The sequence below is a fragment of the Labrys monachus genome (genome assembly GCF_030814655.1).
GTDB classification, from domain to species: Bacteria; Pseudomonadota; Alphaproteobacteria; order Rhizobiales; family Labraceae; genus Labrys; species Labrys monacha.
Genome location: NZ_JAUSVK010000001.1, coordinates 5,481,188 through 5,494,308, shown reverse-complemented (window position 1 = coordinate 5,494,308; position 13,121 = coordinate 5,481,188). Strand labels below are relative to the sequence as shown.

Annotated in this window: 11 protein-coding genes; 3 read left to right on the top strand and 8 right to left on the bottom strand. The window is 67.1% G+C overall.

Annotation, left to right across the window (positions count from 1 at the left end; all coding sequences use genetic code 11):
* Positions 1–16 precede the first annotated feature (16 nt).
* The 4 genes from J3R73_RS25135 to J3R73_RS25120 all read right to left on the bottom strand — a co-directional run bounded on the left by J3R73_RS25135 (position 17) and on the right by J3R73_RS25120 (position 4,621).
* On the bottom strand, positions 17–502 hold the full coding sequence (locus J3R73_RS25135) for a TspO/MBR family protein (RefSeq protein ID WP_307433762.1): 486 nt from the start codon (positions 500–502) through the stop codon (positions 17–19).
* Positions 503–558: 56 nt separating this feature from the next.
* The gene (locus tag J3R73_RS25130; protein ID WP_307433760.1) at positions 559–2,373 is read right to left on the bottom strand and encodes an aminopeptidase P family protein; all 1,815 of its coding nucleotides are present in this window, start codon (positions 2,371–2,373) and stop codon (positions 559–561) included.
* A gap of 96 nt (positions 2,374–2,469) precedes the next feature.
* On the bottom strand, positions 2,470–3,387 hold the full coding sequence (locus tag J3R73_RS25125; RefSeq protein ID WP_307433758.1) for a 50S ribosomal protein L11 methyltransferase: 918 nt from the start codon (positions 3,385–3,387) through the stop codon (positions 2,470–2,472).
* A 55-nt stretch (positions 3,388–3,442) separates the two neighbouring features.
* A complete protein-coding gene (locus J3R73_RS25120; protein WP_307433756.1) occupies positions 3,443–4,621 on the bottom strand; it encodes an aminotransferase in 1,179 nt (392 codons plus the stop codon).
* Between the two features lie 188 nt (positions 4,622–4,809).
* On the opposite strand from J3R73_RS25120, the gene J3R73_RS25115 reads away from it, so the two are divergent.
* Entirely contained in the window at positions 4,810–6,045 is a 1,236-nt protein-coding gene (locus tag J3R73_RS25115; protein WP_307433754.1) for a cytochrome P450, read from the top strand.
* Between the two features lie 13 nt (positions 6,046–6,058).
* On the opposite strand, the gene J3R73_RS25110 is transcribed toward J3R73_RS25115, so the two are convergent.
* Together J3R73_RS25110 and J3R73_RS25105 are read right to left on the bottom strand one after the other, a co-directional pair.
* Positions 6,059–6,823 (bottom strand): SDR family NAD(P)-dependent oxidoreductase, encoded by a 765-nt coding sequence (locus J3R73_RS25110; RefSeq protein WP_307433752.1) that lies wholly within the window; start codon positions 6,821–6,823, stop codon positions 6,059–6,061.
* Positions 6,824–6,931: 108 nt separating this feature from the next.
* Complete coding sequence (locus tag J3R73_RS25105; RefSeq protein WP_307433750.1) at positions 6,932–9,328, bottom strand: ATP-dependent helicase; 2,397 nt, start codon at positions 9,326–9,328, stop codon at positions 6,932–6,934.
* A 167-nt stretch (positions 9,329–9,495) separates the two neighbouring features.
* Here J3R73_RS25105 and J3R73_RS25100 point away from each other — a divergent pair, with 167 nt between their 5' ends.
* Positions 9,496–10,134, top strand: coding sequence for a LysE family translocator (locus J3R73_RS25100; RefSeq protein ID WP_307433749.1), 639 nt, complete (start codon positions 9,496–9,498; stop codon positions 10,132–10,134).
* Between the two features lie 36 nt (positions 10,135–10,170).
* Here the strand turns inward: J3R73_RS25100 and J3R73_RS25095 are convergent, their stop codons facing one another.
* Positions 10,171–10,689: a thioesterase family protein gene (locus J3R73_RS25095; protein WP_307433747.1), complete on the bottom strand. Its 519-nt coding sequence runs from the start codon at positions 10,687–10,689 to the stop codon at positions 10,171–10,173.
* A 171-nt stretch (positions 10,690–10,860) separates the two neighbouring features.
* Between J3R73_RS25095 and J3R73_RS25090 the strand changes: the two genes are divergently transcribed.
* Positions 10,861–12,273, top strand: a complete 1,413-nt coding sequence (locus J3R73_RS25090) for an FAD-binding oxidoreductase (RefSeq protein ID WP_307433744.1) — start codon at positions 10,861–10,863, stop codon at positions 12,271–12,273.
* A gap of 243 nt (positions 12,274–12,516) precedes the next feature.
* On the opposite strand, the gene J3R73_RS25085 is transcribed toward J3R73_RS25090, so the two are convergent.
* Positions 12,517–12,822, bottom strand: coding sequence for a hypothetical protein (locus J3R73_RS25085; protein ID WP_307433742.1), 306 nt, complete (start codon positions 12,820–12,822; stop codon positions 12,517–12,519).
* Positions 12,823–13,121 lie beyond the last annotated feature (299 nt).

The following is a 13,121-nucleotide window of genomic DNA, read 5'->3' as shown; positions in this document are numbered from 1 at the left end:
GGGGCGGGGGCGGTAGTCAGGACGTGGGATTGAGGATGGCGATGCCCGCGTTGAGCGACAGGGCATAGCAGACCCAGAGGAGATAGGGCACCAGCAGCCAGGCTGCCGCGCGATTGAGCGCGAACGCCTTGCGGACGGTGAAGGCGAGCACGACGGCGAGCGCGGCGATCACCACCAGACCGGTCATGATCGCGTGGCCGCCGAAGAACACGGGCGACCATGCGGCGTTGAGAGCGAGCTGGACCAGGAAGAGCGCGAGCACGAGGCTGCGCCTCGGCGATGGCGGCGTGCGGCTCCACAACAGCCAGAGCGAGGCGGCGATCATCACGTAGAGAAGCGTCCAGGCGATCGGAAAGACGCCGTTCGGCGGCGTCCATATCGGCTTGGTGAGCTTGGCGTACCAGACCGGGATCTCGCTGACCGTCGCGTAGGATCCGATCAGGGCGATACCCAGGCAAAGCAGGACGCAGACCAAGGCGCGAAACCAGTCCCGTGCCGTCATGTCCGTTGAACCTCCGAATCGTATCTTCGTTGCAACGCTCTGACAGGGCCGCGGTTTCACCCGATCGGAGCGGTCGCCCGTTCCAGCCAGTCCCGTTCGTCCGGTTCGACGAGAGGAGAGAGCACCTCGCGAACGCGCCGGTGATAGGCATCGAGCCAGTCGATCTCCGATCGGGTCAAAAGACCGACGTCGATCGGCCGGGTGTCGATGGGGGCCAGCGTCAGCGTTTCGAAGCCCTGCATCGGGCGCTCGGCGCCCTCGATCTCGACCGCTTCCACCAACACCAGGTTCTCGATGCGGATGCCGAACTCGCCGGCCCGGTAGTAGCCCGGCTCGTTGGAGAGGATCATGCCGGGCTCGAGCGGCGTGGTGCCGAGCTTGGAGATCCGCTGCGGGCCCTCATGCACCGACAGGTAGGAGCCGACGCCGTGGCCGGTGCCGTGGTCGAAATCCGTCCCGACCTCCCACAGCGCGGCGCGGGCGAAGCTGTCGAGCTGCGAGCCGGACGCGCCTTTAGGAAAGCGGACCTGCGCGATGGCGATGTGACCCTTGAGAACTCTCGTATAGCGGTCCCGCATCAGGGGCGTCACGTCGCCGACGGCGATCGTGCGGGTGATGTCGGTGGTGCCGTCGACATATTGGGCGCCCGAATCGATCAGGAACAGGCCCGGCGTGACCGGCCGGTTGGAGGCGCGGCTGACGCGATAATGCGGAATGGCGGCGTTGGGGCCGGCTGCGGAGATGGTCGGAAAGGAGAGGTCCTTCAGGACACCGGTCTCGCTGCGGGCATGCTCCAGCGCCTCCGCCGTCGAAATCTCGGTCTCCGTCCCTTCGGGCGCCGTCCGGTCGAACCAGGCCAGGAAGCTGACGAAGGCGGCGCCGTCCCGGATATGGGCGGCACGCGCACCCGCCTGCTCGGCCTCGTTCTTGACCGCCCGCATCAGCGCGATCGGGTCGCTGCCCTTCTGCACCTTGCCGCCGGCCCGCTCGACGAGCGTGGCGAAGCGTTCGACCACCATCGTAGGATCGAGCCGGACCGTCTTGCCCTTCACCTCGGCGGCGAGCACCGCCTCCATCCGGCCCGGTTCGGCGATCGCCATGTGATGGGAGAGATTGTCGCGCACCGCGTTGGACAATTTGCGGCCGTCGACGAACAGCGTCGGCTCGCCGCTGGCCGGGACCAGTGCATAGGACAGCGGCAGCGGCGTATGCGAGACGTCCCCGCCCCGGATGTTGAACAGCCAGGCGCAGGCATGCGCGTCATTGGTGAAGACGGCGTCGATCTTCTGCTCGGCGAGCTTTGCCTGCAGCCGCTCGATCTTCGATCCGCTGCTTTCGCCGGCCAGGGAAACGTCGTGCAGGACGATGGAGGCGAGAGGCGGCGCGGGCCGGTCGGCCCAGATGGCATCGACCGGATTGTCCTCCACGGGGACCAGCGCGGCCCCCGCCTTTTCGCAGGCGGCGCGAAGCCGCTCGACCTCGTTGATCGATTGCAGGCGCGGATCGTAGCCGAGGCGGGCGCCGGGCGCGAGGGTCCGCTCCAGCCAGCGCTCGGGCGGTTCCTCGACGAGATGACGCGGCGTGAACGTGCCGGTATCCACCTGTTCGCGGACCTGCACGGTGTAGCGGCCGTCCACGAAGATCGCCGCTTCGGCAGCGAGCACGATGGCGATTCCCGCCGAGCCGGCAAAGCCGGTCAGCCACGCCAGGCGCTCTTCGGATGGCGGGCAATACTCGTTCTGGTGCTCGTCCGAACGGGGCACCACGAAGCCGTCGAGCCCTCGCTCGGCCAGCTTCTCGCGAAGGGCCTTGACGCGGGCCGGGCCGAGCGCGGGTTGGGAGATCTCGTCGAAGGATTGGAATGTGGTCATCTCATGCCCCGGCAGCGCGGACATCCCCGTCCGCATCTTCATCGCAGTCTGGCGTCTTCGAGGGCGGCCGGGGACATGCCGTCCCCGGCACCCGGATCATCTCGGCTTGTCCCTTCCGTTGGCGAGGACCAGCGTGGTCCATTCGTCGAGAGGGATGCGGCGGACGAGATGCAGGCCCTGTGCCCGATAGGCGGCGAGGGCGGCATTGGCATGGGCGTGCAGGAGCCCGGACAGGATCACCGTCGCGCCCGGCGCCAGCAGCTTCGCCATGGGCGCGGCGAGGCGCACGAGCGGCCCGACAAGGATGTTGGCGAAGACGAGATCGTAGGGCTTGCCGGCCTGGATCGGCCCGGCGGTGGTGCCGCGGGCGACGATGGCCGTCACGAAGGCGCCGGCCCGGTTGAAGCGGATATTGTTGCGCGCGGTGGCGATCGCGACCGGGTCGATGTCGGAGGCGAGGACGCGCCGGTGGAGGGCACGGGCCGCGGCGATCGCGAGCACGCCGGTGCCGGTGCCGATGTCGAGGGGCCTTTGCGGCCGCTTGCGCTTCAGCAGGGCGTCGAGCGCGAGCAGGCAGCCGCGCGTGGTGCCGTGGTGCCCGGTGCCGAAGGCGAGCGCCGCCTCGATCTCGATGGCGATGGTGTTGGCCGGCACGCGGGCGCGGTCATGGCTGCCATGGATGGTGAAGCGCCCCGCCGGCACCGGCGCAAGGCCTTCCAGCGACGCCGCCACCCAATCCTTGTCGCCGAAACTGTCGAAGGCGACCTCGACGTCCGGCCCGGCTGCGAGGGCGATGAGGTCGCCCACCGCCTGCCTGTCGGGGTCGGAGCGGAAATAGACCTCGACGAGCCAGGGTGGGCGGGGCGTGCCGTCCTCGCGCTCGAAGGCCGCAATGGCGGTCTCCGTCGGATCGAAGCTCTCGCCGAGCAGATCGGCGATGCGGCGCGCCCGGGCCTCGTCGGTGACGATGCGGGCGACATGGGTGGGATTGTTGGGATGCAGACCTTCGAGCATGTGCTTGGCTATCGCGCCGGCCGGCGAAGGGCAATGAAAATTGAGCCTCCCTGGGTCACGAAGGGCTGAACCGCATGAAGCGCTCCCGGAGCGCGCCGATCGCCGCGATGTCGGCATTGGCGAAGGCGACCCGCATATGGCCTTCGAGCCCGGGCCCGAAATAGGGACCGGGCAGGCACAGCACGCCGCTGCGGGCGACGAGCTCCCTGACCACGTCCGCCGCCCTTTGCCCGGGAAAGGGATGCCGCAGGAACGCGAAATAGGCGCCGACCGCATCGATCTTCCAGCCGTTTACGCCGGCGAAGGCCTGCCGGAAGGCCTCGGCCCGGCGTTCGATCTCGAGCCGGTTGGTCTCGCGCCAGGCGGCGAGGCCCTCGATGCCCCAGGCAACCGGCGCCTGGGCGGTGCGCGGCGCGCAGATCTGCAGGGTGTCGAGGATCTTGCCGATCTCCGGCGAGAGGGTGGGCGAAGCATGGAGAGCGCCGAGCCGATGGCCGGGGATGCAGTAGCTCTTCGAGAAGGAATAGAGATAGATCAGGGTGTTGCGATAGTCGCCTGAAGCGATGAGTCCGTGCGGTCGCCCTGCGATGAAATCGCGATAGGTCTCGTCGAGGATGAGGAAGAGGCCGCGCCGGCGGCACAGCTCCGCGAAGGCCTCGATCGTGCGGGGCGGATAGACCGCGCCGGTCGGATTGTTGGGCGAGACGAGGACGATGGCGCGCGTCGTCGCGTCGATGAGGCTGGCGGCGGCGTCGACGTCGGGGACGAAGCCGCCGTCGGCCGGGCTCGGCAGGGGCCGCGCCTCGATGCCGAGCATGTCGAGCGTCATCTTGTGGTTGAAGTACCACGGGGTCGGCAGCAGCACGGAATCGCCGGCCTTGGCCACGGCGATCGCGGCGATGAAGAAGGCCTGGTTGCAGCCGGTGGTGATGGCGACGTCCCGCCAGTCGACATCGCCCCCGTAGAGCGCGGCGACATGGGCCGCATAGCCCTTGCGCAGGACGGTGTCGCCCTGGATCGGGCCGTAGCTCGCCGTGGCCGCCTCGCCGGCGCTACGGCCGAGGCGCTCCAGCAGGTCGGCGTGCGGCGGATAGCCGGGCACCGCCTGCGACAGGTCGATGAGCGGACCTGCCGCTCCATCATAGGCCCGCGCCCAGCCCTGCGCCTCCGGAATGGGCGGCGTGGCCGTGTCGACCAGATTCGGATTGATGGTGGGGAGAGGGGACTGGAGCATGCGCCTGTCATGCCCTCGCCCCGCGCGCAAGACAAGAGCGTTCGGGCGGTCGGCGGGCGCCGGCCCGAAAGGAAATGCCGGGGCAGACGCCGTTGCCGCGGTAACGCCATTTACTCCGGCTTCCTATTTCGTCACGCCTTGCCCATCCGGCGATTCCGCTGGATCGTAAAACCCATTGGCCTGCCGTCATGACATTGCCCGCCAGCCTCACGATCGACGCCGCACGCTCGACGATCCGCCTCGACCCGCGCGATCCGGATTTCGTACAGAATCCCTATCCGGCCTATCGGGCGATCGGCGAGGTCGCGCCGCTGTTCCACTGGCAGGACTATGGCTGCTGGTGTGCGGCGAGCCACGCCCTCGTCTTCGATCTCTTCCGCGACAAGCGGCTGGGCCGGGAGATCCTGCACGTGGCGACGCGGGCCGAGCTCGGGTGGCCCGAGCCCCCCGCGCATCTGGCGCCCTTCTACGCCGTGGACGCCCATTCCATGCTGGAGCGTGAGCCGCCCGTCCACACGCGCCTGCGCACCCTCGTCAACCGGGCCTTCGTCACCCGCCAGGTCGAGCGGCTCCGCCCGCGTATCGCGGCGCTGGCCCATGACCGGATCGACCGGTTCGAAGGGCAGGGGCGGGCCGAGCTGATCGGTGCCTTCGCGACGCCCATCCCGGTGATCCTGATCGCGGAGCTGCTCGGCGTGCCCGCCGAGATGGCGCCGCAATTGCTCGACTGGTCGCATCGCATGGTGGCGATGTACCAGTTCAGCCGCACGCGCGAGAGCGAGGACCGGGCCGTCGCGGCGGCGCGGGATTTCAGCGCCTTCCTGCGCGATTATGTCGGGCGGAGGCGGGCCTCGCCGCGCGACGATCTCGTCAGCCATCTGATCGCCGCCGAGGCGCAGGGCGACCGCCTGAGCGAGGACGAACTGATCTCCACCTGCATCCTGCTGCTCAATGCCGGCCATGAGGCGACCGTCCACACCATCGGCAACGGGGTGAAGGCGGTCCTGCAGTCGGGGCTGGCGCCGGCGGATGCGTTCGCCGACACGCAGAACGCCGTCGAGGAGATCCTGCGCTTCGACCCGCCCCTGCACATGTTCCGCCGCTACGCGCTGGAGGACATCGCGCTCGGTCCGGTGACGATCCGCAGGGGCGAGGAGATCGGCCTGCTGCTCGGCGCGGCCAATCGCGACCCGCAGCGTTTCGAGGAGCCGGACGCGTTCCGGCCGGAACGCGAGCGGCCGCCTCATGTCAGCTTCGGCGGCGGCATCCATTTCTGCGTCGGGGCGCCGCTGGCGCGCCTCGAACTCGAAGTCGCCCTACCGATCCTGTTCGAGCGCCTGCCCGCTCTGCGCCTGGACGGCGAGGCGCTCTACGGCGACACCTATCACTTCCACGGGCTGACGGCGCTGCACGTGGCGTGGTAGCTCCGGGCGGCGGCTATGCCGGCATCAGCTGTCCGCCGTTGACGTGCAGGATCTGCCCGGTGACATAGGCGCTCATCGCGTCGGAGGCGAGGAAGAGCACCGGTCCGACGCAGTCCTCGGCTGTGCCGAGGCGCCCCAACTGGGTGCTCTTGCGCACGAATTCGAGGCGCTCGGGCGGCGTCGCGGCATGGAACGGCGTGAGGATCACGCCGGGGGCGATGGCGTTGACGCGGATGTTCCTGCCGCCCAGTTCCATCGCCATGTTGCGGGTGAGATTGTGCACGGCCGCCTTGGCGGTGGCGTAGATGCCGGATCCGGGCGCGCCGCCATTGTTGCCGGCGATCGAGCCGAGATTGATGATGGCGCCGCCGCCCTGCGCTTCGATATGGGGTACCGCCGCCTGGGACGCCTCGAGCAGCGAGCCGACATTCAGGTTCAGGACCTGCTCGTAGAGCTCCCTGTCGATTTCCACGAAGGGCGCGCGCCGGATCAGCGCGCCGGCGTTGTTGACGAGGATGTCGAGGCGCCCCAGAGCCTTGGCGGCCTCCTCGACCACTCTTCTGGCTTCGCCCTGCCGGCCGAAATCGCCGCGGAAGAGCTTTGCCGTGCCGCCGGCCGCCGTGATGGCCGCCGCCACCTCCGCGGCCTCCGCCTCGCTCGCATTGTAGTGGATCGCCACCAGGGCGCCCTCGGCCGCGAAGGCCTTCGCCAGCGCGGCGCCGATGCCTGTGCTGGCGCCCGTGACCAAAACTCCCTTGCCTGCAAGACCGAGCTGCATGACCGCTTCCTCCGAAATGTCGTGATATTGTCGAATGGGGAGCGGCAGATTGGCCCGGAAAACCACCGCGGGCCAATCACAAATTGCGTGTACGGACCCAGGGCGGGATCAGGCTGCGTCGATGAAACTGTCGACGACCCGCTTGCGGCCGGCCTTGTCGAAATCGACCGTGAGCTTGTTGCCGTCGATCTCGGCCACCTCGCCATAGCCGAATTTCACATGAAAGACGCGGTCGCCGATCTTGTAGGCCGACGCCGTGCCGGTGGAGCGCGCCACCAGTTCGCCCTCGATGGTGAGAGGTTCGCGGCGAGGCGCATTGGCGGCCTTGAAGCCCGATTCCATGTTCTGCTTGGCGCGCTGCCAGCCCGGGGTCGAATAGGTCGAGCCGGAAAAGGGCTGGGCACGGTCGAAGCGGCTCATGCCGAGGGAGCCGCCGGAGCCGTAGGCCGCCGACTGCTCGACGACGTCGACATGGGCTGCGGGTAGTTCGTCGACGAAGCGGGAGGGGATGGTCGCCTGCCACAATCCATGGATGCGGCGATTGGAAGCGAACCACACCTTGGCGCGCCGGCGGGCCCGGGTGAGGCCGACATAGGCGAGCCGGCGTTCCTCCTCCAGCCCGGCGCGCCCGTTCTCGTCGAGGGAGCGCTGATGCGGGAACAGGCCTTCCTCCCAGCCGGGAAGGAACACCGTGTCATATTCCAGGCCCTTGGCGCCGTGCAGCGTCAGGATCGAGACCTTGTCCTCACTGGCGCCTTCCTCGCTCGCATCCATCACGAGGGAGACGTGCTCCAGGAAGCCGGCCATGTTCTCGAAGGAATCCATCGAGCGGACCAGTTCCTTGAGGTTCTCGAGCCGCCCCGCCGCCTCGGCCGAACGGTCCTTCTGCCACATCTCGGTATAGCCGGATTCCTCGAGGATGAGTTCGGCCAGGTCCTGGTGGCGCAGGGTATCGACCTGCCCGGCCCAGCGGGCGAAGGACGCCATGAGGTCGCGCACGGTCTGCCGCGGCTTGGGCTTGAGTTCCTCGGTCTCGGACAGGATGCGGGCGGCCTGCATCATCGGCACGCCGTTGCGGCGGCCGTAATCGTGAAGGATCTGGATGGTGGCGTCGCCGAGCCCGCGCTTCGGCACGTTGACGATGCGCTCGAAGGCGAGGTCGTCGGCCGGCTGCATCGTGGCACGGAAATAGGCGAGGGCGTCGCGGATCTCGGCGCGCTCGTAGAAGCGCGGGCCGCCAATGACGCGATAGGGCAGGCCGAGCGTGACGAAGCGATCCTCGAATTCGCGCATCTGGAAGGAGGCCCGCACCAGGATGGCGATGTCATTGAGCGCATGGCCCTTGCGCTGGAGCGCCTCGATCTCGTCGCCGATCGCACGGGCCTCCTCGCCCGAATCCCAGGCACCGGCGACGGTGACGCGCTCGCCCTCCTCGTCATCGGTGAACAGGGTCTTGCCGAGCCGTCCTTCATTATGGGCGATGAGGTGGCCGGCGGCACCGAGGATATGCCCGGTGGAACGGTAGTTGCGCTCGAGGCGGATCACGGCCGCACCCGGAAAATCCTTCTCGAAGCGCAGGATGTTGTCGACCTCCGCGCCGCGCCAGCCATAGATCGACTGGTCGTCGTCGCCGACGCAGCACAGATTGGGCTTCTGCCCGGCCGGCGTCTGCGCCAGCAGCCGCAGCCACAGATATTGGGCTACGTTGGTGTCCTGATATTCGTCCACCAGCATGAAGCGGAAGCGGCGGTGATACTCGGCGAGGACGGTCGGATTCTCGCGGAACAGCCGGATGCATTCGAGCAGGAGATCGCCGAAATCCGCCGCGTTCAACGTCTTCAGCCGGGCCTGATAGGCGGCATAGAGTTCGCCGCCCTTGCCGTTGGCGAAGGACATGGCTTCCCCGGCCGGCACCTGCTGCGGCGTGAGGCCGCGATTCTTCCACCCGTCGATGGCCGATGCGAGCTGCCGCGCCGGCCAGCGCTTCTCGTCGATGCCGGCGGCGTCGATCACCTGCCGGATCAGGCGCACCTGATCGTCGGTGTCTAGGATGGTGAAGTTCGATTTGAGATCGACCAGCTCGGCATGCCGCCGCAGGATCTTGACGCCGATGGCGTGGAAGGTGCCGAGCCAGGGCATGCCCTCGACGCTCTGGCCGATGAGGACGCCGATGCGCTCGCGCATCTCGCGCGCCGCCTTGTTGGTGAAGGTGACCGCGAGGATCTGATGCGGCGCGGCACGGCCGGTCGCGAGGATGTGGGCTATGCGGGTGGTCAGGACACGCGTCTTGCCCGTGCCGGCCCCGGCGAGCACCAGCACCGGTCCGTCGAGGGTCTCGACCGCCGCGCGCTGCTCGGGATTGAGCCCGCCCAGATAGGCGGCCGGCCGTGCCGCCGCGAGCGCCCGCGCGGCGATGCCGCCGGCAGCCGGCTCATGGGCGGGGGAAGGGGAGCGAGGTTCGGACAAGGGCAAACTTTCAGGGTGATTCCATTCGGGGTGAATCATGGCTTAGATGGGGCGCCCCGTCGAGATTGCGAGCCGGCGCCGCCGATCGGCGGCAAAACCGGTCCGACGGGGGCGATCCCCAGGGGTTTCCAGCCCGCGGGAAGATGCCGCTTGAACGCAGGCGAGGGCCGTGCAGCAATAGGCCCACCGTATACGGGAAGATAGCCATGATCGATGCTTCGCTCGCCTTCGCCACCTTCCTGGCGGGCTTCATCTACACGATCGCGCCCGGTCCTGCCTTCCTCGCGCTGTTCGCGCTCGGGGCGGCCAAGGGGCGGGGGCCGGGTGCCTGGTTCATGGCGGGCCATCTCGTCGGCGACGTCCTGTGGTCGGTGCTGGCGCTCGCGGCCATCATCGGGGTCAGCCAGGTCGGGCCGGCTTTGTTCGACGTGCTCGGCATCTGCTGCGGCCTCTATCTGATCTATATGGGCGCAAGGGCCGTGATGACGAGCCGGGACGGCAAGGCCGCCGTGATCGGCGCCGAGCGGCCGCTGGTCAACGGCATCTTCTTCGGGCTGACCAACCCGAAATCCTATCCGGTGGCCCTGGCGACCTTCGGCGCCCTGGTTGCGCCGCACGGCAGCCAGATCACCTGGAGCGACACCCCGGCCCTGATCGTCAGCGCCCTCTTCGGTTTCCTGGCCGCCTATGCCATCCTCTATTGCGCGATCGGCCTGCCGCCGGTGCGCCGCTTCTTCTCGCGCTACGGGGTCTGGGTGACGCGTGTCGTCGGCGTCGTCTTCATCGGCTTCGGGGCGAAGTCGCTGGCGGACGGCGCGCGGGGCCTTGCCTCGGCGCGCGGCTGAGGCCGCCGGCTTCGGACCGGTTCCGCGCGTCCCGCGTTACTGCCGGCTGAGCCTTTCCGGCATATGGATGGCGCGGCCGACGATCTCGGGAGTCGGCAGGTGGCCGTGGGACGAGCGCATCTCCGCGAGATTGTCGATGATGTCGCTGGGGAAGGGGGCGACGCGGCGGGTCGCCAGATCGATATTGAGCGAAATCAGCTCGCAGGTCGCCGCCACCCAGCCCTCGACGGCATGGCACAATTCCTCGTAGATGTGCAGGCGCTTCTCGTCATAGCCGACGAGCTGAAGACGAACGCGCACCGGGTCTTCGAGATGCAGTTCGCGCTTGTAGACGACATGGACCTCGCCGGTGAAGAACGACATGCCGCGTTCCTGCATATAATCCTCGCCGAGACCGACGAGCGACAGCGCCTCGCCCAGGGCGTTGTCGAACAGCACGTGATAATAGGCCATGTTGAGGTGGCCATTGTAGTCGATCCAATGCGGCTGGATATACATCGGAGATGAAACGAAGGGCGCAAAGAAAAGCGCGGGTACCTTGCTGGCGTCAAACATATCCGCTCCCTCGCAACATATCACCGCGTCTCTTGGAATCCGTCGTGGCCCGGATGGCCAGGCCATCCCTCGCGGCGGGAAAGCAGAAATTTACTGCGGTCACTTGCTGCTGCGGGCCTGGGACGGCAGTGTATGCAAAACGCCGGACACCTCAAGGAAAAGCATCAAATCATGGTCAATTTTACCGAAAACCCTCGCCATTACACCGCAGAGGGCCTTTCTGCCTTGTGCGAGGGCCTTTCGCAGCGGTTCGGCGACCGCTTCTCCACAGCCCAATCCCTGCGCGATCAGCATGCGAGCACGCTGACATGGCTGCCGGCCCAGGCGCCCGACGGCGTCGTGTTCCCGCTCGATTCCGGGGAAGTGGCGAGCGTCGTGGCGCTGTGCGCCGAACGGGGCGTGCCGGTGATTCCATACGGCACGGGTACCGGTCTGGAAGGGCACGTCAACGCGCCCTCCGGAGGCATCTCGATCGATATGAGCCGCATGAATGCCATCGTGGCCGTGCATGCGGAAGACCTCGACGCCGTGGTGCAGCCGGGCGTGACGCGCAAGCAGCTCAACGACTATCTGCGCGACCAGGGCCTGTTCTTTCCCATCGATCCGGGCGCCGACGCGTCGCTCGGAGGGATGGCGGCCACGCGTGCTTCCGGCACCAACGCCGTCCGTTACGGCACGATGAAGGACAATGTCCTGTCGCTGAAGGCGGTGCTCGCCAGCGGCGAGATCGTCACCACGGCGAGCCGCGCGAAAAAGAGTTCGGCCGGCTATGACCTGACGCGATTGATGGTGGGCTCGGAGGGGACGCTCGGCGTCATCACCGAGCTGACGGTGCGCCTGCACGGCATTCCCGAGGCCATCAGTGCCGGCATCTGTCCGTTCGCGTCGGAGCAGGCGGCCTGCGATACGGTGATCGCGACGATCCAGTCCGGGCTTGCCGTGGCCCGGATCGAACTGCTCGATGCCCTGATGGTGCGGGCGGCCAACAATTATTCCCAGCTCGATCTGCCGGAAACGCCGATGCTGTTCGTCGAATTCCACGGCAGCGAGGCCGGGGTGGCGGAGCAGGCCGAACGCTTCGGCGAGATCGCCGCCGAATTCGGGGGCGGCCCCTTCAGCTGGGCGACCAAGCCGGAAGACCGCACCAGGCTGTGGACCGCCCGGCACAATGCCTATTGGGCGGTCGGAGCGCTGCGTCCGGGCGCACGCAGCGTTGCGACGGATGTCTGCGTGCCGCTCTCGCGCCTGGCCGAATGCGTGGCGGAGACGCGGCGCGATATCGATCGGACCGGCCTCGTCGCGCCGATCGTCGGTCATGTCGGCGACGGCAATTTCCACGTGCAGCCGCTGATCGACATGACGGACGCAGGCGAGGTCGCGGCTTGCGAGGGATTTCTCGAACGGCTGGTGCAGCGGGCCCTCGCGATGGAGGGAACCTGCACGGGCGAGCATGGTGTCGGACAGGGCAAGCGCAAATATCTCGTTGCCGAGCATGGCGAGGCGGCCCTGGGCATGATGATCGCGATCAAGAACGCGCTCGATCCCCGTGGCATCATGAATCCGGGCAAGATCTTCATGCCTTGAGCAAAATGCGTTCAAGCAGGAGAGGATCACCAATTTAACCGATTGGTGTGAAACGAATTTTGCGCTTCTTGCCGATTCGATCCGAAGCTGGAACGCTCCCGTTTTCCGGAGCGGATATCAGGATCCCACGGAGCGGCATTTCGCCGCGCTCAAATGCAACAGGCGGGCGTTGCCACCGCGACGCTCGCCTGCTCGTGAACTTCGTGAGGCGCGCCGTCGATCCGACGCGCCATCGCCATTTGCCTACGGCGTGACGACCACGGGTTGCGTGGTCTCCTTGGTCCCTGCATTGCTGGCTTCCCTGGGCTTGACGTGCACGATGATCGGCATCGTCACCCCTGACGGTACGGGCCGACCATCCAGATAGCCCGCCTGCTGCGACTGCTTGTCCACCGAGAGAAATACAAGCATGTTCGCAGCCGCGATGCGGCTGCCCGGTTCCGCCCTTGCCAGGGGATTTTGGACCGTGTGCGTACCGACCGTATAGAAGCCCGCGCCGAAGACACCCAACGCCAGCATGACTGCGGCAGCGCTGATCAAGCGTAACATAGTGTACCCACCTCACCATAAGCGAGAGATACCGTTCTTTGATTGTCGCGACGCTGTGATGACGAACGGCTTGTCTCTACCGCCCCTTCTGTCCGGATTCCCGATATCGCTGGACTCATCCGAAAACAGCAGCCGATCTGTGCATTTGCACTTGTCCCGGCCCGGTTCTCTTAGCACAAATTTCGTCCGGCCCTTACTCAAATCTAAATATTTGGTAAAATTGTGAACGAACGGAACTTTTTTTCAGAATATCGTCTTTTTATTGTGACGAGTTCTATTTTCGCCGCGGCGTATTGCGG

Bases quoted from the DNA above. Each gene is read 5' to 3' on its own strand.
- J3R73_RS25085 (WP_307433742.1), bottom strand. From the start codon at position 12,822: ATGTTACGCTTGATCAGCGCTGCCGCAGTCATGCTGGCGTTGGGTGTC.
- J3R73_RS25090 (WP_307433744.1), top strand. From the start codon at position 10,861: ATGGTCAATTTTACCGAAAACCCTCGCCATTACACCGCAGAGGGCCTT.
- J3R73_RS25100 (WP_307433749.1), top strand. From the start codon at position 9,496: ATGATCGATGCTTCGCTCGCCTTCGCCACCTTCCTGGCGGGCTTCATC.
- J3R73_RS25120 (WP_307433756.1), bottom strand. From the start codon at position 4,621: ATGCTCCAGTCCCCTCTCCCCACCATCAATCCGAATCTGGTCGACACG.
- J3R73_RS25135 (WP_307433762.1), bottom strand. From the start codon at position 502: ATGACGGCACGGGACTGGTTTCGCGCCTTGGTCTGCGTCCTGCTTTGC.
- J3R73_RS25115 (WP_307433754.1), top strand. From the start codon at position 4,810: ATGACATTGCCCGCCAGCCTCACGATCGACGCCGCACGCTCGACGATC.
- J3R73_RS25095 (WP_307433747.1), bottom strand. From the start codon at position 10,689: ATGTTTGACGCCAGCAAGGTACCCGCGCTTTTCTTTGCGCCCTTCGTT.
- J3R73_RS25125 (WP_307433758.1), bottom strand. From the start codon at position 3,387: ATGCTCGAAGGTCTGCATCCCAACAATCCCACCCATGTCGCCCGCATC.
- J3R73_RS25130 (WP_307433760.1), bottom strand. From the start codon at position 2,373: ATGACCACATTCCAATCCTTCGACGAGATCTCCCAACCCGCGCTCGGC.
- J3R73_RS25110 (WP_307433752.1), bottom strand. From the start codon at position 6,823: ATGCAGCTCGGTCTTGCAGGCAAGGGAGTTTTGGTCACGGGCGCCAGC.
- J3R73_RS25105 (WP_307433750.1), bottom strand. From the start codon at position 9,328: ATGATTCACCCCGAATGGAATCACCCTGAAAGTTTGCCCTTGTCCGAA.